16 protein-coding genes are annotated in these 19,498 nt (G+C 75.2%); 6 read left to right on the top strand and 10 right to left on the bottom strand.

The features are described 5' to 3' along the window. Positions 1-63: 63 nt before the first annotated feature. The 3 genes from J2S41_RS09170 to J2S41_RS09160 all read right to left on the bottom strand — a co-directional run bounded on the left by J2S41_RS09170 (position 64) and on the right by J2S41_RS09160 (position 4,765). Entirely contained in the window at positions 64-906 is an 843-nt protein-coding gene (locus J2S41_RS09170; RefSeq protein ID WP_310365528.1) for a peptidase, read from the bottom strand. Between the two features lies 1 nt (position 907). Continuing rightward, the gene (locus tag J2S41_RS09165; protein ID WP_310365524.1) at positions 908-2,188 is read right to left on the bottom strand and encodes a VWA domain-containing protein; all 1,281 of its coding nucleotides are present in this window, start codon (positions 2,186-2,188) and stop codon (positions 908-910) included. 153 nt (positions 2,189-2,341) lie between these two features. Then, entirely contained in the window at positions 2,342-4,765 is a 2,424-nt protein-coding gene (locus J2S41_RS09160; protein ID WP_310365521.1) for a tyrosinase family protein, read from the bottom strand. 216 nt (positions 4,766-4,981) lie between these two features. Here J2S41_RS09160 and J2S41_RS09155 point away from each other — a divergent pair, with 216 nt between their 5' ends. Beyond that, positions 4,982-5,590 (top strand): putative DNA-mimic protein, encoded by a 609-nt coding sequence (locus tag J2S41_RS09155; RefSeq protein ID WP_310365518.1) that lies wholly within the window; start codon positions 4,982-4,984, stop codon positions 5,588-5,590. A gap of 213 nt (positions 5,591-5,803) precedes the next feature. Here J2S41_RS09155 and J2S41_RS09150 read toward each other — a convergent pair whose 3' ends face one another. Next, positions 5,804-6,364 (bottom strand): hypothetical protein, encoded by a 561-nt coding sequence (locus tag J2S41_RS09150; RefSeq protein ID WP_310365514.1) that lies wholly within the window; start codon positions 6,362-6,364, stop codon positions 5,804-5,806. Between the two features lie 262 nt (positions 6,365-6,626). On the opposite strand from J2S41_RS09150, the gene J2S41_RS09145 reads away from it, so the two are divergent. Next, positions 6,627-7,409, top strand: a complete 783-nt coding sequence (locus tag J2S41_RS09145; protein WP_310365513.1) for a Rossmann-fold NAD(P)-binding domain-containing protein — start codon at positions 6,627-6,629, stop codon at positions 7,407-7,409. On the opposite strand, the gene J2S41_RS09140 is transcribed toward J2S41_RS09145, so the two are convergent. The 3 genes from J2S41_RS09140 to J2S41_RS09130 all read right to left on the bottom strand — a co-directional run bounded on the left by J2S41_RS09140 (position 7,402) and on the right by J2S41_RS09130 (position 11,006). Further along, positions 7,402-8,421, bottom strand: a complete 1,020-nt coding sequence (locus tag J2S41_RS09140) for an LLM class flavin-dependent oxidoreductase (RefSeq protein WP_374728122.1) — start codon at positions 8,419-8,421, stop codon at positions 7,402-7,404. The two genes, J2S41_RS09145 and J2S41_RS09140, sit on opposite strands and share 8 nt — an antisense overlap. A 47-nt stretch (positions 8,422-8,468) precedes the next feature. Beyond that, entirely contained in the window at positions 8,469-9,494 is a 1,026-nt protein-coding gene (locus tag J2S41_RS09135; protein WP_310365505.1) for an LLM class flavin-dependent oxidoreductase, read from the bottom strand. Between the two features lie 63 nt (positions 9,495-9,557). Further along, positions 9,558-11,006 (bottom strand): alpha/beta hydrolase, encoded by a 1,449-nt coding sequence (locus J2S41_RS09130; RefSeq protein ID WP_310365502.1) that lies wholly within the window; start codon positions 11,004-11,006, stop codon positions 9,558-9,560. Positions 11,007-11,064: 58 nt separating this feature from the next. Here J2S41_RS09130 and J2S41_RS09125 point away from each other — a divergent pair, with 58 nt between their 5' ends. Together J2S41_RS09125 and J2S41_RS09120 are read left to right on the top strand one after the other, a co-directional pair. Then, positions 11,065-11,832 carry an SIR2 family NAD-dependent protein deacylase gene (locus J2S41_RS09125; RefSeq protein WP_310365499.1) on the top strand — a complete coding sequence of 256 codons (768 nt, stop codon included), beginning with the start codon at positions 11,065-11,067 and terminating at the stop codon, positions 11,830-11,832. A gap of 471 nt (positions 11,833-12,303) precedes the next feature. Beyond that, the gene (locus tag J2S41_RS09120; protein ID WP_310365497.1) at positions 12,304-13,326 is read left to right on the top strand and encodes a polysaccharide deacetylase family protein; all 1,023 of its coding nucleotides are present in this window, start codon (positions 12,304-12,306) and stop codon (positions 13,324-13,326) included. 59 nt (positions 13,327-13,385) lie between these two features. On the opposite strand, the gene J2S41_RS09115 is transcribed toward J2S41_RS09120, so the two are convergent. Beyond that, positions 13,386-14,666: an SGNH/GDSL hydrolase family protein gene (locus J2S41_RS09115; protein ID WP_310365495.1), complete on the bottom strand. Its 1,281-nt coding sequence runs from the start codon at positions 14,664-14,666 to the stop codon at positions 13,386-13,388. Positions 14,667-14,772: 106 nt separating this feature from the next. Here J2S41_RS09115 and J2S41_RS09110 point away from each other — a divergent pair, with 106 nt between their 5' ends. Then, the gene (locus J2S41_RS09110; protein ID WP_310365494.1) at positions 14,773-15,339 is read left to right on the top strand and encodes a TetR/AcrR family transcriptional regulator; all 567 of its coding nucleotides are present in this window, start codon (positions 14,773-14,775) and stop codon (positions 15,337-15,339) included. A gap of 58 nt (positions 15,340-15,397) precedes the next feature. Next, positions 15,398-16,525, top strand: a complete 1,128-nt coding sequence (locus J2S41_RS09105) for an oxygenase MpaB family protein (RefSeq protein WP_310365489.1) — start codon at positions 15,398-15,400, stop codon at positions 16,523-16,525. 5 nt (positions 16,526-16,530) lie between these two features. Here J2S41_RS09105 and J2S41_RS09100 read toward each other — a convergent pair whose 3' ends face one another. Together J2S41_RS09100 and J2S41_RS09095 are read right to left on the bottom strand one after the other, a co-directional pair. After that, positions 16,531-17,583: a questin oxidase family protein gene (locus tag J2S41_RS09100; protein ID WP_310365487.1), complete on the bottom strand. Its 1,053-nt coding sequence runs from the start codon at positions 17,581-17,583 to the stop codon at positions 16,531-16,533. Between the two features lie 41 nt (positions 17,584-17,624). Then, entirely contained in the window at positions 17,625-19,250 is a 1,626-nt protein-coding gene (locus tag J2S41_RS09095; RefSeq protein WP_310365485.1) for a serine/threonine-protein kinase, read from the bottom strand. Positions 19,251-19,498: the final 248 nt, after the last annotated feature.

The raw sequence follows: 19,498 nt of genomic DNA, 5'->3' as shown, positions 1-19,498 counted from the left end.
GGGAACCGGCGCGCGCGTGGGGGCTGGCCGCGCCCGCGCCGGTGCGGGGGATTCAGTGGGGCATCAGGGGCGCGCCGGTACGCGCGGGCGGCGGGTCAGCGCGAAGCCGACCACGCCCGCGATCGCGGCGAGCACGCCACCGCCGGCGGTCCAGAACCAGCGCGCGGAGAACTTCGGCAGGTCCGGCAGCCAGTCCCAGCTCCAGCCCTCGCCGTCCGCGTCGTCCGCCGCACCCGCGAGCGGGGTGCCGGACGGCGCCGCGGACGGCTGCGCGTTGACGGTGCCGGACCGGGTGACCGGGTTCAGCGGCGCGGCCAGTTCACCGTCGTCCGCGGAGGTGCCCGCGTTCTCCGCGCCGATCACCAGCGACACCGTGGCGGACTGGCCGAGGTCCTCCTCCGGCAGCTGCGTGATGGACAGCCGCACGTAGTAGGTGCCGGGCAGCGGGTCGCCGGACCACGGCTCGGCCCACGACCGCACCCGGCGCAGCGAGCAGCGCAGTTCCACGGCCGTGTCGGTGGTCTTCGCGACCGGGCTCTGCACGCCGTCCACGCACGCCTGGCGGCGGCGGAGCCCGTCGAAGACCTCGATCGTCCAGGCCTGGTCGCCGGTACGGTCCGCCGGCAGCGTGACCGTGGCCTCGATGTCGTGCACCTGGCCGGCGCGCGCCGCGAACGACCAGTAGAGGTACTCACCGGTGGCGGCGTCCACCTCGACCGGCTGCCCGGCCTCGATCTCGGCCGCGGTCAGGAAGCTGGTGCCCGCCTTGGTGACCGTCTCGGCGCCCGGCGACGGCGTGACGCCGCCGTCCGGCGTGGGGGTCGGCGCGGCCTGCGCGGGCAGCGCGGCGCCGAACAGCAGACCGCCGGCGGCCACGACGCCGCTCAGGTACAGGGGAAGACGCATGTCAGTTCTCCCTCCAGGTGGCGACCCACCAGCGGGTCAGCCAGCCGGCGAGCAGGCCGGCGACCAGGCCGGACACGGTGAGCACGAGCAGGAGCAGGAAGCCGCGGCCGAGGCCGGGCGCGTCCGGGGCGGGCGAGGCCTCGACCACGTCGATGCTCAGCTCGATCGGCATGCCGGGCGTGTTGGCGGCGTTGGCCGCGCCGGCGCCGGGCGCGAACGAGTTGCTGACCACGAGGCAGACGACGCGCTCGGCGTCCTCCTCCTCGGCGTCCTCCGCGTCCAGCGCGCCGGAGTAGCGCAGGCCGGTGGAGAGCACGTCGGTGCGCCCGCTGCCGGCGTCCGTGCCGCGGACCAGCTCCCGGCCGTCCGTGGCGGTGGCGCGCAGCAGCACGCCGTAGTCACGCTGCAACGGCCGATCCAGCGCCACGCTGACCGACGCGCGCAGCTCCTGGTCCTCCGCCACGACGACGCGGTAGAACCGGTGCTCCTCGAAGCGCTCCCGGTCGGTGTAGATGCCGGCGGTCAGCGTCGGCGCGCCCTCGCAGGCGTCGGTGCCGGTGACCGCGACCGGCGGGGCCGCGGCCGGTACGTCCGTGGCGCGCTCGACCAGCTGGGTGATCCGGTCGGTCAGCTCGGTCGGGGTGGTCGCGGCCGTGTACGTACCGCCGGTCGCGGTCGCGATGCAGACCAGTTGCTGCCGGACCTTCTCGTCCGGCGCCAGGCCGAGCGTGTCCACCACCAGGTTGGTGCCCTGCGCGGCCAGCTCGCGCGCGACCTCGCACGGGTCGGGCGGCGCGCAGGTGTCCTCGCCGTCGGTGATCAGAATGATGTGCCGGGTGGAGCCGCCGGTGCCGAGGTCCTCGGCCGCGCCGCGCAGCGCCAGGCCGACCGGGGTGAAGCCGGTGGGCTGCAGCGACGCGATCGCGTTCTTGGCGGCGACCCGGTTGATCGGGCCGACCTCGACCAACTGCTGGCTGTCCTTGCAGCCCTGCGCCTTGTCGTCGCCGCCGTAGGTGGCGCCGAGCACGCGGATGCCGAGCTGCGTGGTCTCCGGCACCGCGTCGACGACCGTGTTGAACGCGTCCTTGGCGACGGACATGCGGGTGCGGCCGTCGATGTCGGCGGCCTCCATGGAACCGCTGACGTCGAGGACCAGCTCGACCTTGGCCGGTTCGGCGGGCGGTGCGGTCTCGGTCTCGTCGGCGAGCGCGGCGGATGGTGCGACCGCGATGGTGCCGAGCAGGCCGAGAGCGGCCACTATGGACACTCTTCTGTGGATCACGGGCGCGATGGTAGTGATCACGCCGCGGGCACGAGGGCGCACCCACCTCACATTCACCGCCGTCGAGCGGGTACGCGAGAATCCTTCCTGCTCAGACCCGCGGGCGGAGTGGCGGTCACGGCTGGTGAGATCGTCGGCACAGCAGCGGATCGGTCACTGTGCGTAGAAGATGCTCACCCGGCCCACCCGCACCGGCGGCACGGCCGGCTCACCGTCCTGCTCCGGCGCCGCCAGCGCGACCGGGCGGAACGACACCGCCGCGCCCGGCACGGCCGCGCCCTGCGCCGCCACCCAGTCGCTGATGTCGAACGTGCGCCGGAACCCGTGCGGCGTGTCCCCGCGCGGGCCGTTGTGCTCGATGCCGAAGAATGACACGTTGCCGACGTAGTGCGGGACCGCGCGCGGCGCACCGAGCGGGCGGACGAACACCTCGTACACCAGCTCCGGGTTGGCGTCCGCCACGATGTCCTCCAGGTTGAGCAACGCGCGCGGTGCGCCGGCCGACTCGGTGGCGGCGCGCGCGTCGACCGGCACGTCCACGGCCGTGGCCCGCCCGGCCAGGTCGACCGGGCGGTCCGAGGCGCCGACCAGCTCCGGCTCCGCCGCGGGCACCGCCGCGAACGTCGCCATGCTCTCCAGCGCGGCCGGGGCGCCGACGCCGTCCTGGTACACGTAACCGAGGTCCCGGCCGGGGTCCAGCATCGCGCCGGTGGTGATCGTGACCCGGTTGCCGGACGCGTCCCGGAACGCCCACGACTGGTTGCGCCACGCCGCGTCGGCCGGGTCCGCCCGCCCGCCGCCCTGCCGCAGCCACACCGTCCACAGCCGGTCCACGTTCGCGTGGTGCAGCCAGAAGATCGGATCCAGCGCGGCCTGGTTCGGGTCGCCCATCAGGCCACCGATCAGCGAGTGGACGTCGTTGTGCGGCGTGAACTCCAGCTCGCCGTACGCGTTGAAGAAGTGCTGCGGGCCGGTCCGCCCGCCGCCGAAGTCCGGCGTGAACACGGTGGTGCGCATCGCCGTGGCGCTGCCGGTCGCGGACGCGGGCAGCCGCCCGCCCGCGTTGAGCCCGGCCGCGCGCTGCGCCACGAACAGCGGGTTCGGCGTGCCGTCCGGCAGCGTCCGCTCCCGGAACGCGGGCGGCAACGCGGCCCGGGCCGGGGTCGAGTAGTCCCAGTACGGCAGCGCCCAGTCCGCCGGACCACCCTGGCGGATCACCTCCGCGCGGACGATCTGCTCGAAGAAGTACAGGTAGCCGCGGTGCCAGGGCAGGAAGTGCCAGCTGCCGTGCTGACACAGGTTCCAGTCCGCGCCGGACGGCGTGGAGCCGCTCCGCCCGTGCATCGCCGCCTGGTACGCCCAGCTCGTCGGATCCGAGATCGGCCGGGACTGCATCGCCCGCACCGCCCGCGCGTAGGACAGCAGCGCCGGGTCCCACACCGGCAGGTCCCAGGCGTCCCGGCGCACCCGCACCGACCGGAACGTGCCGTCGCCCGCGTTCGGCGCGGTCCACACGCCGTCCTCGCCGGACCCGGCCAGGTCCGCGCGCCGGTCCCCGGTGAGGTCCACGGCGAACCGCGGATGCCGGTCGGTCCGCCACTCCCCGGCCCGGTAGCCGAAGCCGGTCAGCGCGAGCACCGGCGCGGCGAACGTGCCGTCGCCGTTGCTCCGGGCGATCCGCACGCCCGTGTCACCGAAGCCCACGACGTCCGCGCGGCCGTCGCCGGTCACGTCCGCCAGCAGCCGCGGATGCCGGTCCGGCAGCCACCCGCCCGCGCCGATCGCGAAGTCGTCCAGCACCCGCCGGGCCGGGCCGAACCCGCCCGCGCCGTCGTTGAGCGCGACCCACACGCCGTCCTCGCCGAAACCGACGATGTCCGGCCGGCCGTCGCCGGTCACGTCCGCCAGCAGCCGCACGTGCCGGGTGGTGCGCCAGCCACCCGCATCGAAGCCGAACGCGGGCAGCACCAGCTTCGGCGGCGCGAACGTGCCGTCGCCGTTGCCCTGCGCCACCACCACGCCCTCGTTGCCGAAGCCCACGATGTCCGCGCGCCCGTCGCCGGTCAGGTCCGTCACGAACCGCGGGTGCCGCTCCACCGTCCAGCCGCCGGCCTCCACCGCCAGGTCCGCCAGCACCAGGCGCGGCGCGGTGAACGTGCCGTCGCCGTTGCCGAGCGCGGTGACCACGCCGTCGTCGCCGAACCCGACCAGGTCCGCGCGGCCGTCGCCGGTCAGGTCCACGGCGAACCGCGGGTTGCGCTCCACCCGCCAGCCGCCCGCGGTGTAGCCCAGATCCGGCACGACCAGCCGGGACGGCGCGAACGTGCCGTCGCCGTTGCCGCGCGCGACCGCCACGCCGTCGTCGCCGAACGCGACGAGGTCCGGCCGGCCGTCGCCGGTCACGTCCGCGAACAGGCGCGGGTGCCGGTCGACGCGCCACCCGGCCGCGTACCCGAACTCGGCCAGCGCCCGCCGCGGCGCCGCGAACCCGCCACCGCCGGTGGCCAGCGCGGTGTGCACGCCGTCCTCGCCGAAGCCGACGATGTCCGCGCGCCCGTCACCGGTCAGGTCGATCATGTGCCGAGGATGCCGGTCGGTACGCCAGCCGCCCCCCGCGTGGAATCCCGCCATCACCCGCTGCATCGCAGGCCCCCTCCGTACCGTGAGGGTCCCAGCTTCGCCCGCCGGACCGTCCTATGCGGTCGGTTGTCGCGCTTCGGACAGCACGGTCACGCCGCGTGGCCCCGGGCCCGGTTCTCCGCACGGGCGACCACGCCCGGTAACGTTCCCGGCGTGGGTCTTGCGATAACCGTGGGCATCTCCGGCGACGAGGCACGCGCCGGGCTGGAGGCGCTGCGCACCGCGCTCGCCGCCGAGGGCATCGGCTGGTCCGAGCCGGACACGCCGCCGGTGCCGCTCGATCCGCACGTGCCCGCGGACCTGCCCTACTCCGCGCTGGCCTACCTGCGCCGGGTGATGGCGCTGGTCGACACCGGGCGCCCGGTCACGCCCGCGCGCACGCCGGAGGAACTGCGGGCCGACCGCGAGCTGATCGACGACGAGACCATGATGTTCTCCTCGCACCTGCTCTGCCACTCCGACTCGGCCGGCTACTACGTGCCGGTCGACCTCCCGGACCCGCTGTTCCTCGGGGACGCGCCGGGCGTGGCCGGCGGCGGCATGGTCGGCTCCAGCCAGGGCCTGCGCGCGGAGCTGCGCCGGTGCGCGCCCGCGCTCGGCATCACGCTCGCCGCGGACGGGTCGCTGCCGGAGGCGGAGGCGCACCGGATCGGGCACGTGGACGACGACGCGGACTTCGCCACGGAGATCACCATCTGGTTCGCGCTGTGGGAGGCGTGCCGCGCCAGCATCGCCGGCGGTCACGCGATCGTCTTCCACTAGGCGTGTCTGGTGGAACTCGTCGAGCCGAGGCGAGGTCAAGGTGTCGTCCGGGGGTGCGGCGCGGGCGTCGGTATACCGGTGCTGTATCCGGGTGTTCGTGCCGTGCGGCCGGGCCACGCCGCAGGCCGGCGAAGATCCGCCAGACACGCCCCGGCACCGCGGTACGGCCGGGAGCGTGCGCTCCCGGCCGTACCCTCGAAGGGTCTTCGATCGTCAGACCGACAGCCCGACCGCGTTGGCGCCCCAGCGCCCGACCGCGAGCCACTGGCCCGCCTTCGCGCACTTCACGGACGACCACGCGGCCGTCATCGACCGGCTGTTGCCGCAGACGCCGCTGCCGCTCGTCTTCACCTGCAACGTGTCCAGGCGGACGCCGCTCGCCGAGCCCGCTACCAGCACGGTGCGGTCGCTGACGCAGGACTGCACCGGCGCCGACTGGATCATGATCTTCACGCAGAGCGTCCCGACGCCGTTCGCCGTGATCGCCACCGCCCTGGCCTTCTTGGTGGTGCCGGCCGCGCCCGCGGTCGCCCGCGCACCCTTCCGCCCGCACCGCCAACCCTGCCACCCGGTCTTCTCGACCTGGATGTTCACGCAGATGCTCCTGCTTCCACCGGTGAGGTCGCGCAGGCTCGCGCCGCTCGGCTCGGGCGCCTGCACGCCACCGAGCGACACCTGCGACCCCTTGGCCATCGCGGCGCCCGGTGCCGCACCGACCACCAGCCCTGAGAGGGACAGCGCGAGCGCCGCCCACGCCACGTAGTTACGCTTCATGACGCACATTATGCCGATATTTGCAATCAATTCGGGCGCCGCTTGGCCGCGCCGCGCCGCTCCGGAGATCAAAACCATCCGTGGGTACGACGCCCGGGACCCCCGTTCGGGCACGAAGTTCCCACCCTGGACCGCCCACCCCGTTTTCCCGGTACGGTCGCCCCGGCCGGCCCCGCGTCACGCCGCCTGCCGCTTCCTAGGAGGCTAGCCTCATCTGCCCGGCCTTGACCTCGACCGGCGTTGAGGGATGACGATCGTCCACATGAGTGGGACTGCGCTGGTCATCGGCGCTACGGGGAACGTCGGGCGGCACGTGGTCGTGGGGCTGCGGGAGCGTGCGGTGCCGGTTCGCGGGATGAGCCGGCGGCGGGGTGGTGATCTCGCGTCGCCGGTGGACCTGGAGCGCGCGGCCGAGGGCGTGGACGCGGTGTTCCTGATCTGGCCGTTCATGACCGCGGACCTCGCGAAGCCGGTGGCCGGGCGGCTCGCGGGCCGGCACATCGTCTACCTGTCCGCGATGAGCGCGGAGACCGGGTTCTGGGGCGAGGTGGAGAGCGCGATCCGCGGCGTCACCGACCGGTGGACGTTCCTGCGGCCGAGCGGCTTCGCGACCAACACGCTCGGGTGGGCGGAGCGGATCAGGACCACCGGGACGGTACGCATGCCCTACCCGGCGGCCCGGCGGTCGCTGATCCACGAGCGGGACATCGCGGACGTGGCGCTGCTGGCGCTGACCGCCCCGGCCGCGCACGCCGGCCGTACCCACGTGATCACGGGTCCTTCCGCGGTCTCCCAGGCCGAGCAGGTACGCCTGATCGGCGACGCGATCGGCCGGGAGCTGCGCGTCCAGGAGCAGCCGCGGGCGGAGGCGCGCGCGGAGCTGCTCCGCTGGGCGTCGCCGGAGTTCGCGGACGCGTCGCTGGACTACTGGGCGTCGCTGGTGGGGACGCCGGAGCCGGTCACCCGTACCGTGGAGGAGCAGACCGGGCGGCCGGCGCGCGGGTTCGCGGCGTGGGCGCGCGATCACGCGGCCGACTTCAGCTAGCCGGGCTCCAGCCGAGCGCGGGGCCGAGGCGGGTCGCCATGTCCGTGAGGATCTGCACGTAGTCGGCGTGCGTGAAGGTGAACGGCAGCGCGAACGCCACCTCGTCCACCTCGCGGAACGCGGCGTGCGCGGACAGCCGCTCGGCGATCTCCTCGGCGGTGCCGACCAGGTCCGGTGCGAACATCATCCGGCCCGGGCCCTGCGGCGCGCGGGTGCGGGGCGTGCGCTTCTCCGCGTACGCCCGGTATCGCGCGGCCTGCTCCGCGGTGGCGGTGTCGGTCGGGATGACGACCAGGCCCTGCGAGACGCGGGCGGCGTCGCCGTCCGGGTGCGCGGCCCGGAACGCGCGCACCTGCGCCAGCTGCAGCTGCGCGAAGTCCTCCGACCCCTCGGCCTTGACGACGCTGCTGATCAGTAGGTTCATGCCGTGCTCGCCGGCCCAGATCGCGGAGCGGAGGCTGGAGGCGCCGTACCAGAGGCGGCGCGCCAGGCCGGGCGCGTGCGGCTGCACCCGACGCGAGTACGCCTCGAAGCCCTCGACCGCGTCACCCTCGGTCAGCTCGTCGCCGCGCACGGCCGCGATCAGCCGTTCGACCCGCGCGTAGCCGAGGTTCTCCGCGTCCGCGGTGTCCGGGTAGAGAGCGTCCTTCACCACGTCCCAGCGCATCGGCGGGCCGACGCTGATGCCCGGGTTGAGCCGGCCGCCGGAGAGCACGTCGACGGTCGCCCAGTCCTCGGCGAGCCGCACCGGGTTCTCCCAGCCGAGCGGCGTGACCGCGGTGCCCAGTTCGATCCGGCGGGTGCGCTGGGTGGCCGCGGCCAGCACCGCGACCGGCGAGGAGATGCCGAACTGGAAGTGGCGGTGACGCAGCCACGCGCTGTCGAAGCCGAGCCGCTCCCCCAGCTCGATGAGCTGCAGCGTGGACTCGTGGCCGGCCGCGGGGTCGGCCTCGTCGAAGAGCCCGATGGTGAGGAATCCCAGTTTCCGCAACGGCTTGTCGAAAGTCGGCACGACGACCATTCTGCCGCGCCGACCGTCGGAGCCCCGTCGGATCTATTTCACACCTCGCCGCCGGCCGCGGGCTTCCAGCCGATCGCGGGCGCCACGTGCGCGGTGATCGTGCTCAGGATGCGGGCGTTGTACTCCACGCCGAGCTGGTTCGGCACCGTGAACAACACGTAGTCGGCCTCGCCGACCGCCTCGTCCGCGGCCAGCTCCGCCGCGATCCGGTCCGGCTCACCCACGTACGTACGCCCGAACCGGGAGCGTACGCCCTCCAGCAGCCCGACCTGGTCGTCGTGGCCCTGCGCGCCGAAGTACATCTCGTCGATCGCCTCGGTGATCGGCAGCACGCTGCGCGACACGGACACGCGCGGCGTACGCTCGTGCCCCGCCTCCGCCCACGCCGCGCGGTAGAGCCGGATCTGCTCCGCCTGCAGCTGGTCGAACGGCACGCCGGTGTCCTCGGTCAGCAGCGTCGAGCTCTGCAGGTGCACGCCGAGCCGCGCCGCCCACTGCCCGGTCGCGCGGGTGCCGGCGCCCCACCAGATCCGATCGCGCAGCCCCGGCGACTGCGGCTGGATCGCCAGCCGCCCGCTCACCCCGCCGGTCCGGGCCGGGTCGGTGCGGGCCACCGGCGCGCCGTCGATCGCGGCCAGGAACGCCTCCGCCTTCTGCCGCGCCATCTCCGCCGGGTCGTCGGCCACGTACCCGAACGTCTCCGCGCCGCGCAGCGCGGTCTCCGGGGACCCCCGGCTGATCCCCAGCTGGAGCCGCCCGCCGCTGATCAGGTCCGCGGCCGCGGCCTCCTCCGCCATGTACAGCGGGTTCTCGTACCGCATGTCGATCACGCCGGTGCCGATCTCGATCCGGCGGGTGCGCGCGCCGATCGCGGCCAGCAGCGGGAACGGCGAGGCGAGCTGCCGCTCGAAGTGGTGCACGCGCACGAACGCGCCGTTCACGCCGAGCTCCTCGGCCGCCTCGGCCAGCTCGATCGTCTGCAACAGCGCGTCCGCGCCGCTGCGCGTCCGCGAGCCCGGCATGTCCCGCCAGTGCCCGAACGACAGAAACCCGATCTTCTTCACGTTCGCCGACAACACCCGGCCCCGCCCCGCGGTTCCCGGCGACGCCGATCTGCGACGTATCCCTCAGCCGACGCTGACCGGCAGCGCGACCGCGACCGGCCAGGCGATCATCACCGCGCCCGCCGCGACCGGATGCCACCAGTCCGCGCCGCTCCACCGGGCGGCGGCCGCGAGCAGGCCGTACACCCCGAACAGCACGGCGACCAGCGGCGCGATCAGCAGCAGGAACCCCGGCGCGAGCCCGAGCACGGCCGCGACCGCCGGCGGCAGGCCGAGCGCGGCGAGCACGGCCACGTCCCACCCGGGCCCGGCCAGCGACCGCGCCCCGGCCAGCAGCGCCGCGGTGGCCGGGGCGAGCGCACCCAGCAGCCACCAGCGGTCCCCGTGCGGCACCATCAGGGTCAGCCCCAGCTGCACCGGTACGACCACGGCCGCGCCCCCGGCGACCGCCGACAGCACGGCCGTCCACCTCGGGGGTCGCGGCCGGCGCCATCCGGCCGCCGCCGTCAGGACGCCACCGGCCACCGCGACGTAGCCGGCCAGATATCCGGCCACCGGCGACGGCAGCAGGCCCGACCCGAGCCCGCCGCCGACGATCCCGAGCGCGCCGCCCAGCCCGACGGCGAGCCACGTCCGGGGCCTGGCGAGCGCGCCCGCCGCCGGGGTGCGGCCCCGTCCGGCCGCCGCGTCCGCCGGGCCGCCTGTGCCCCGCCGGTGACCGCGGGTCAGCGCCGCGATCAGCAGCGACACCGCGCCGAGCAGCGTCAGCGCGCCGGCCGTGACGCGGCGCAGCGGCGCGATGCCGGTCGCGGCGGGCGCGTTGCCGGTCGCGGCGTCGAGCCAGTCCGCGGCCTCCCGGTGGGTGCGCGGCGCGAACAACACGCTCACGTGCTCCACGAACGGCACGCTGACCAGGCGCCGGTCGTCGCCGGCGGCCGCCTCCCGGCCGGCGGTGCGGAACCCGCCGGGCTCCAGCGCGCCGACGAGCAGCAGCAGGCGCCGCGGACCGGCCGCGGACACGTCACCGGCGCCGGGCAGCGAGATCGCGACCGTGGCCGCGACGCGCGGATCGGCGGCCCCGGCCCGGACCGCCGCGCCGGCGCCCATCGAGTGGCCGAGCAGCGCGACCCGGTCCGGGTCCACGTCCGGCAGGCCGCGCGCGTGCGCGACCACGGCCGCGACCTCCGCGTCGATCACCGACGGCACGTCCAGGCGGCGCGGGCTGGCGCCGTGCCCGGCCAGGTCCGGCAGCAGCACCACGTAGCCGCGGCGGGCGAGCGTGTCCGCGAACGGCCGCATCAGCCGCCCGGAACCGGCGTATCCGTGCACCACCACGACCGCGGGCCGGGCGCCGGTCCCGCCGCCCGCCCGGACGATCTCCACGGGTACGCCGCCGGTCCGCACCGCTTCGCGGGCCAGCCCGTGATCCGCGTACGCCAGGCCGGCCAGCCCACCGGCCAGCGACAGCACGGCCGCGACGACGACGGACCACCACGGGCGAGGCATCGGCATCGCCGCACCGTACCCGCCCCCGTCCCCGGCCGCCCGCGCCCGCCGGGACAATCGCCGGATGGACGAGACGATGCGCGCCGCCGCGATGCTGCGCGAGGCGCGGCACGTGGTGGTCTTCACCGGGGCGGGCATGTCGGCGGAGAGCGGCGTGCCCACCTTCCGGGACGACCTGACCGGCCTGTGGTCCCGGTACGACGCCCAGCGCCTGGCCACGCCGGAGGCGTTCCGCGACGACCCTGACCTGGTGTGGGGCTGGTACCGGTGGCGGGCCGCCCGGGTCCGCGCGGCCCGCCCGAACCCCGGCCACGTCGCGGTCGCCGCGCTCGAGACGCGCGTCCCGACCCTCACGCTGATCACCCAGAACGTCGACGACCTGCACGAACGCGCCGGGTCCAGCTGCCCCATCCACCTGCACGGCAGCCTCTTCGCGCCCCGCTGCGCGGGCTGCGCCCGCCCGTTCCCCGCCGAGCTCGCCACGGCCGATGTGGAGCCGGCGGAGGGCCGGCGGATCGCGCCACCACGATGTGCGATCTGTGCTGACGCGATCCGGCCGGGCGTGGTCTGGTTCGGCGAGCTGCTGCCGGAGGACGCGCTGGCCGCCGCCTACGACGCGGCCACGGCCTGCGACCTGGCCCTGACCATCGGCACGTCCGGCGTCGTCTACCCGGCCGCGGAGATCCCCCGGATCGCGGCCCGCTCCGGCGCGCCCGTCATCCAGATCAACCCCGAGCGCTCCGCCCTCGACGCCAGCTGCGACCTCAACCTCCGCGGCGGCGCGGCCACCCTCCTGCCCGCGCTGCTCCGCACCGCCTGGCACACCCCGTAGCCGCCGGTGTCCGCCCCGGGCGACGATGGCGGCCCGCTCCGGCGCGGGCGGCGGTCAACCGGACGACCTCCGCCCCGCACGCGACCTGCCCTGACCCGCGTCGCGGCCCGGTCGGGCTGCTCCGCACCGCCTGCGACACCGGGTAGCCGCCGGTGTTCGTGGTCCCGCACGGTACGGGCCGTCAGCGGATCGAGGCGGCCTCTCCGCCCCCGTGAGCCCGATATCCGCGGCGCCGGGCCAGCACCTCGCCGGCCGCCTGATCGAGGAGTGGGTCCGCGGCGGCAACCGCGCTGCCGCGCCGGCTCGGCACCGAGACCGTCCCATCCCAGCTTTCCGCAAACTTCCGGAAGGACGCGCCGACGCCATGCGCTGACGCCACGGCGATTCAATCGACATGCATCTCTTGATACTGGGTGTCGACTCCATTCATACTCCGGAATGTTTCAAAAGTTGTCCGGAAGGAGTCCACCGATGCCCCGGCCCCGCTCCACCGCCCTCGCCGCCGCCGTCCTGGCCGTCGCGGCCGGCACGCTCACCGCCGTCGCGACCGGTCCCGCCACCGCGGCCGCCGCCTGCGAGAACGGCTACGTCGCGCTCACCTACGACGACGGCCCGAACCCGTCCACCACGCAGGCGCTGCTCACGGCGCTGCGCAACGCGGGCGCGCGCGCCACGTTCTTCAACACCGGCCAGCGCGTCCAGCAGAACCCCGGCCTGGCCCAGGCGCAGGTCACGGCCGGCCACTGGGTCGCGAACCACAGCTGGAGCCACCCGCACATGACGCAGCTGTCGGCCGCGCAGATGCAGCAGGAGCTGTCCTCCACCCAGTCCGCGATCCAGCAGGCCACCGGCGTGACGCCGCGCCTGTTCCGCCCGCCCTACGGCGAGACGAACGCGACGCTGCAGTCCGTCGCGTCGCAGCTCGGCCTGCGCGAGGTGATCTGGACCGTCGACTCACAGGACTGGAACGGCGCGAGCACCGCACAGATCGTCTCCGCCGCGAACTCCCTGCAGTCCGGCGGCGTGATCCTGATGCACGACGCCTACCAGAACACGATCAACGCGGTGCCGCAGATCGTCTCCAACCTGGCCGCCCGCGGCCTCTGCCCCGGCATGATCTCGCCGTCCACCGGCCGCGCCGTGGCCCCGGACGGCGGCGGCTCCAACCCGACCACGCCGCCGCCGGTGCCGGGCGCGTGCACCGCCACCTACGCCGAGACGCAGCGCTGGGGTGACCGCTTCAACGGCCAGGTCACCATCCGGGCCGGGAACAGCGCCATCACGAGCTGGACGTCGACGGTCACGCTCAGCGGCGGCCAGCGGATCAACACCACCTGGAACGGCACGCCCAGCTGGGACGGCACCGGCACCGTGCTGACCATGCGCCCGAACGGCAACGGCAACCTCGCACCCGGCGCGTCCACCACCTTCGGCTTCACGGTGATGGCCAACGGCACCTGGTCCGCGCCCACGGTCACCTGCCGCGTCTCCTGACCGCCCACCGCGACGGCCGCCGGGGTCCTCACCGGCGGCCGTCGCGCGTATCCGGACGGTCAGCGGAACCAGTGGAGCGGGACGGCGGCGGCCATCGCGGCCATGCCGGCGTCGTTGGGGTGCAGCCCGTCGCCGCTGTCGAAGGCGGGGCGCAGCCGCAGCGGGTCGGCGGGGTCGCGGACGGCCGCGTCGAAGTCCACGATGCCGTCGTACTCCCCCGAGGTGCGCAGCCAGTGGTTGACCGCGGCGCGCTTCGCCTCGTTGGCCTCGGTGTAGAAGCCGAGGGTGTCGCCCTTGAAGGGCAGCAGCGTGCCCGCGTAGATCTCGATGCCGGCCGCGTGCGCGCGGGCGATCAGCTGCCGGTGACCGGCGATGATCTCCTCGGCGGTGACCGCCTCCGAGGCCGGCGCGGGGCCGCCCGGCTGGCCGATGTCGTTGATCCCGAGCAGCACGATGGCGGCGCCGACGCCGGGCTGGGCGAGCACGTCGCGGTCGAAGCGGGCCAGCCCGTTCACCCCGAACCAGGCCGCGAAGCCCTCGGCGCCGGGCGTCGGGTGAGGATCGTGCAGCAGGCGGTTGCCGGAGATGCCGAGGTTGAGCACGCCGCGGTCGCGCACCCCGGGCGTGGCGCGCAGCCGGGCCGCGAGCAGGTCGGGCCAGCGATGGTTCGCACCGTTCTCCGTGACGGCGCCGTCCGTGATGGAGTCGCCGAACGCCGCGACGGCCGAGGCGCGCGGCGCGCGGGTGGAGACGCTGACGCCGGAGAGCAGGAACCACTGGGTGGCGGTGGCGACCGGCGTGACGCTGCGGGCCGCGGTGACGTCGCCGTCGGCGATCACGTTCTCCTGGAAGGAGAAGGCGTGCACGGTGCCGACCGGCGTCCGCTCCGGCAGATAGATGCTGATCACCAGGTCGCCGCCGGCCGGGAGCGCCAGCGGCACCGGGTCGCTGAGCAGCGGCGCGCCGGGTGGGACCAGCGCGGTGCCGGAACCGCCGAAGGTGAGCGGCCGGTCGGTGCGCGGGTTGATGTCGGTGCCGGTGGTGCCGGCGCGGCGGGCCACGTGCGCGGCGCCGATCCGCAGCGGCGTCTCGCCGAACTCGTTGGTCAGCCGCACCCGGACCGTGTCGCCGCCGATGCTGGCGTGCACGACCTGGCGGAACGTCTGGCGCTCCAGCGTGGTCACGGAGCCGGGCGGCACGGTGGTCGGCCCGGTCGCCCAGGTGCCGACCCAGGCCGGGGACGGTCTCGGCGGCTGCGCGGTGCCCGCGGAACCGGGCAGCACGATCGCCAGCACGAACAGCATCAGAGCAGCCAGCGGCCGCCGGCGAAGCAACGTCATGGCGTCGACGCTAGGCATCCCACGGGAGCCGGTCAAGCGATGACGGTCAATCGATCTGGCACCCGGATCTCGCGCGACGGAGTAGCCGGTCGGCTAGTCTCATCGCGTGAGACGACCACCGGGCGAGGCCCGCCGGCGCCTGCTCGACGCCACGCTCCGGCTCTACGCCGCACACGGCGTCGGCGGCACGTCGCTGCGGATGATCGCGGACGAGCTCGGCGTCACCAAGGCCGCGGTCTATCACCAGTTCGCCACCAAGGAGGAGATCGCGCTCGCGGTCGTCCAGCCCGCGATCGACGCGCTCGCCGCGGTCGCGGACGCCGCGGAGGCCGCACCCACCCGGGCCGCCCGCCGCGAGACCGCGCTCACCGGCGTGGTCGAGCTGATGGTGACCGACCGCGAGCGCGCCGCGGTCCTCTCCGGGGACCCCGCCATGGCCGCGCTGATCGGCGGCCACGCCGGCCTCGCCACCCAGGCCCGCCGGCTCAGCGCCGCGATCCTCGGCGCCTCCGCCGGTGACCCGGAGAGCCGGGTGGCCGCCACGCTGCTGGCCGGCGGCATGGCCACGGCCGGCCGCGATCCCGGCCTCGCCGACCTCACCGACGACGAGCTGCGCACCCACCTGCTCACCCTCGCCCGCCGCCTGCTGCGCATGCGCGCACCGCACGCCTGAGGTGGAACCACCGCTTCCTCGACCGGCACGCCGTACCCACCTGTTTTATGGTCGGAACATGGTCACCCCTGCCCGGTTCGGCGCGGGCGGTGGGTGGGCGGAACGTGCCGCCCGCCCGCTCCGGCTGACGGCCGGCCCCGGCGCACACCCCACCCCCGACGAACTGGACGCGCTGCGCGCCGCGCTGCTGGAACGGGACGAGCCGGGCGCCGCGCTGGCCCGCGCGCTGCTCGACGACCACACGGTCACCCAGGCGCAGATCCGGGCCGCGCTCGCCGACCCGGCCGCCCCCGCGCCCGCACCGATGGAGCGCTTCCTGGAGACGGTGCGCGTCCCACCGTCCTGGCTGGACGAGGCGCTGCTGGCGCGCGGCGCGGAGACGTGCCGCGCGTTCGGTGCGGACGCCGACCTGGTGCTGGCCTACGGCTCGCTGCTCGGCGGATACCGCACCGCCGCCGCGCTGGAGCCGCTGGTCCGCACCGGCCGGCTGACCGGCGACGCGACCGCGCTCCGGATCGCGGAGACGACCGACTGGTGGCGCGCCGTGACCGCGCCCGGCGGTCTGCGCCCCGGCGCCGAGGGCCACCGGCTGACGCTGCACGTCCGGGTCATGCACGCCATGGTCAATCACCGGCTGGAGGCGGACCCGGGCTGGGACCGGGCGGCCCGCGGCGTGCCGATCAACCAGTACGACCAGGCCAGCACGCTGGGCGTGTTCAGCACCAGCTTCCTGCTGCACCTGCGTCTGCTCGGGGTGCGCGTCGGGCGCGCGGACGGCGCGGCCGTGATGCACCTGTGGCGCTACGTCGGGTGGCTGCTGGGCGTGGCCGACCGCTGGCTGCCGCGCGACGAACGCCACGGCCGCCGCCTGCTCTACCACCTGCTCGCCCATGACCCGCCGCCGGACGGCAACAGCCTGGCGCTGGCCCGCGCGCTGATCGAGGCCGGCGTGCCGGAACCGCGCGATCGCGCGCTCTCGCTCGCCACCTGGCTGCTCGGCCCCGCCGCCCTGCGCGACCTCGGCCTGCCGCCGCGCCTGCCGTGGTACGGGCTGTGGCGCGCGGCCGTCAACCTCCCCGTCACGCACGTCGCCGGCCGGTTCCCCGGCGGCCGGCGACGCCTGCTCGCCCGCGCCGAACGCCAGTACCGCCGCCGGCAGGCCGCCCGTCGCCGCACCGCCGGGTGACCGGCTCAGCCGATGTCCGCCGTGGCCACCGCGGACGCGGTCAGGTGCCGGGCATCCCCGGTACGGGCGTAGGCGTCGACGGCCGCGTCGGCGAACTTGATCGCGTGCGGATCGCCGGTGGCGAGCGCCCGGTCCAGCACCTCGTCCCGCTCCACCGGCCCGGCAGGCGCCGGGCGCGGCGTCGGCGCGGCGTACGCGGCCGTCACCGCCGCGGTGGCCGCCCACGCCGCGGCCAGGCTGGCCCGGTGCAGCCCGGCCGGCAGCTCGGGCAGCACGCGCAGCACCGCGGTCGGCGCGGTGGCCGCGTGCACCAGCATGACCGGGTCGCGGTGACCGTGCGTGGCGTGCCGGGCCACCGCCGCGTCCGCGATCGCCGCCACCGCGGCGGCGGGCGGCGACGAGGTGGGCGCGTCCCCGGAGCCGGCGCCCACCGGCACCGTGGGAATCGCGCCCGCCGTGACCGCCCACGACGGCATCGCGGCGAGCTGCGCCAGCCGGGACCGGATGCCGTAGCGCTGGTCGCGCACCAGCGGCACCGCGTCCAGCGCCGACCGCGGATCGCTCGCCCGGTAGGGCCCCGCGCCGGCCGGCGCCAGCGGCTGCCAGCGGGCCGCCCAGTACGCCAGCCCCTGACCCAGCTCGGCAACCCGTTCCGGCGTCTCGGCCCCGCGCAGCGCGCGCACCGCGTGACCGACTCTGATCACCCCGTGCGTGGCGCCGGCCGCGATGCCGGGCAGCAGCCGCGGCCACCAGGCGACCAGCACCTCGCGCCACGGCGCCGCGGCCGTCTCGCGGGCGAAGAAGTCCAGCCAGTCGCCGGTGCGGACCGGGTCGCCGAGCGGGTCGCGCCACTCCGCGGGCCGGATCGGCGCGATCCCGCGCGGCCGCTCGGAGAGCCGGTCCGCGTACCCGTCGATCCAGCCGTGCACCCGGGCGGCGAGACCGCGGGCGGCCAGCACCTCCACCGCCATCGGCGCGTGGTTGGAGAGCCAGCCGTCCCGTTCCGGTCCGGTGTTCGTCAGTCGTGCGTACGCCTCGTCGAGCGCTGAGTCAGCCATGCGCCCAGCGTCGAACCTCAATCGCGGTTCAGGTCAAGCGATCACGGGCGCGGCACGAAGCTCTCGTAGATGAGCTGGAGGTCGGACTGCGACGCCGCCCAGTCCGCCTCGTTCGTCTGCCAGTAGATGCCGTAGGCCTGGTCCGGCGCGGTGATCACGCCGCGGTTGTTGACGTGCACCCGCCCGTAGCTCTCGTTGTACAGCCACTCCCAGTCCGCCGCCTTCTGGAAGTAGTCCACCGCGACGATCTTCACCTCGGTGTAGCCGGGGAATTCGCCGCGACCGACGCGGTAGTCACGCTGGGAGTTCCAGTCCGCGACCGGGTCCGGTTTGGGCTCGTTGGTCTGGTCGATGAGGAGCACCCGGCCGTTGCTGCCGGTGAAGTACACCTCGGTCCCCTCCTGCGACCGTGTCCAGCCGTTCGGCACGTACACCTTGAAGCCGGTCGGATCGGTGTAGTCCCGCCAGCCCTGCGGGAGCTGCGGGCGCCCGCCGCCGCCCTCGGTGCCGTCGCCCTCGCTGCCGCCGCCGGGGGCCGCGCCGCCGCTCGGCGACGGGTTGGCCGCGCCGGTCAGCGTCGGCTCCGCCGACGGTGGAGCGGGATCATCCGACGGTACGGCCGAGGGCGCGCCGGCAGCGGTGCCGGTCGGATCGGCCGCCACGTTGTCGCCGGTGCCGGGCCCGGTGGTGCCGTCCGGCCGCAGCGCGATGAACGCGACCAGCGCCACGACCAGCACCAGCACGACCGCGGCGCCGATCAGCAGCGGGCGCCGCGGCGTCGTCCGGACCGTGGCGGGCTTGTGATCGGGTTTGGCCGGCGCCACCGGCGCCGCGGTCGCGCGCGCGACCTTGCCGTCCGCGGCGGCCTGCAGCAGGCGGGTCGCCTCCGCGGCGGACAGGCGCTCGCCCGGGTTCTTCTTCAGCAGCCCGTCGATCACCGGGGCCAGCGCGCCGGCGCGCTCCATCGGGTCCGGCGGGTCGGCCGCGATCGCGGTCAGCGTGCCGACCGCGGACGAGCGGTGGAACGGCGCCCGGCCCTCGACCGCGTCGTAGAGCGTGGCGCCGAGCGACCACAGGTCGGCCGCGGCCGTCGCCTCGCCCTCCTGCGCGCGCTCCGGCGCCATGTAGTCCAGCGAGGCGTGCAGCTGCTGCCCGGAGCTGGTGATCAGCCCGTCGCCCTCGATGGTGGCGATGCCGAAGTCGGTGAGCACCACGCGGCCGTCGTCGGCGATCAGCACGTTCGCCGGCTTCACGTCGCGGTGCTGGACGCCGGCCTTGTGCGCGGCCTGGAGCGCCTCCAGGATGTCCAGCCCGATCACCGCGGCCTGGCGGTCGTCGAGCGGCCCGTCCTGCTGCACGATCTCCTTGAGCGAGCGGGACGGCACGTGCTCCATCACGATCCACGGCTTGCCGTCCGCCTCGAACACGTCGTAGACGCCGACGACCCCCGGATGGTTGAGCCGCGCGGCCGCCCGCGCCTCGCGCAGCGTGCGGCGGCGGGCGACCGCCGCGTCCTCCTCGCTGCCGGGCGGAAGCACGATTTCCTTGATGGCGACATCGCGGTCGAGGCGCTCGTCGTGGGCGAGCCACACCCGGCCCATGCCGCCGGAGCCGATCGCTTCGCCGAGCCGGTAACGACCGGCGATCATGGTGGGGGCCTCTGGCATACGTGAAAACTACCCACTCCGTGTGACAGTGACGCATCAGGGATGGGTGCAGGTCGGGCCGTATTCGGGCGCGGGGTGATCTGGCGCACTGGTGATCCTCCGGGCGTGACGGAACCTCGGCGGCCGGCGCTGAGTCGTGTGATGGGCAGGCCCGGCACACGGTCGGGACGGTCGCGGTGCCGGGCCTGCCCTCCGGCGCCGCGCCCCGGTGGGCGTACCCCCAGGTCCGCGCTGTGCGAATGTCCTGA

The organism is Catenuloplanes atrovinosus, assembly GCF_031458235.1.
Lineage (GTDB): Bacteria > Actinomycetota > Actinomycetes > Mycobacteriales > Micromonosporaceae > Catenuloplanes > Catenuloplanes atrovinosus.
Note: the sequence above shows the minus strand (reverse complement) of the source record. Positions and strands in the feature narration are given on the sequence as shown.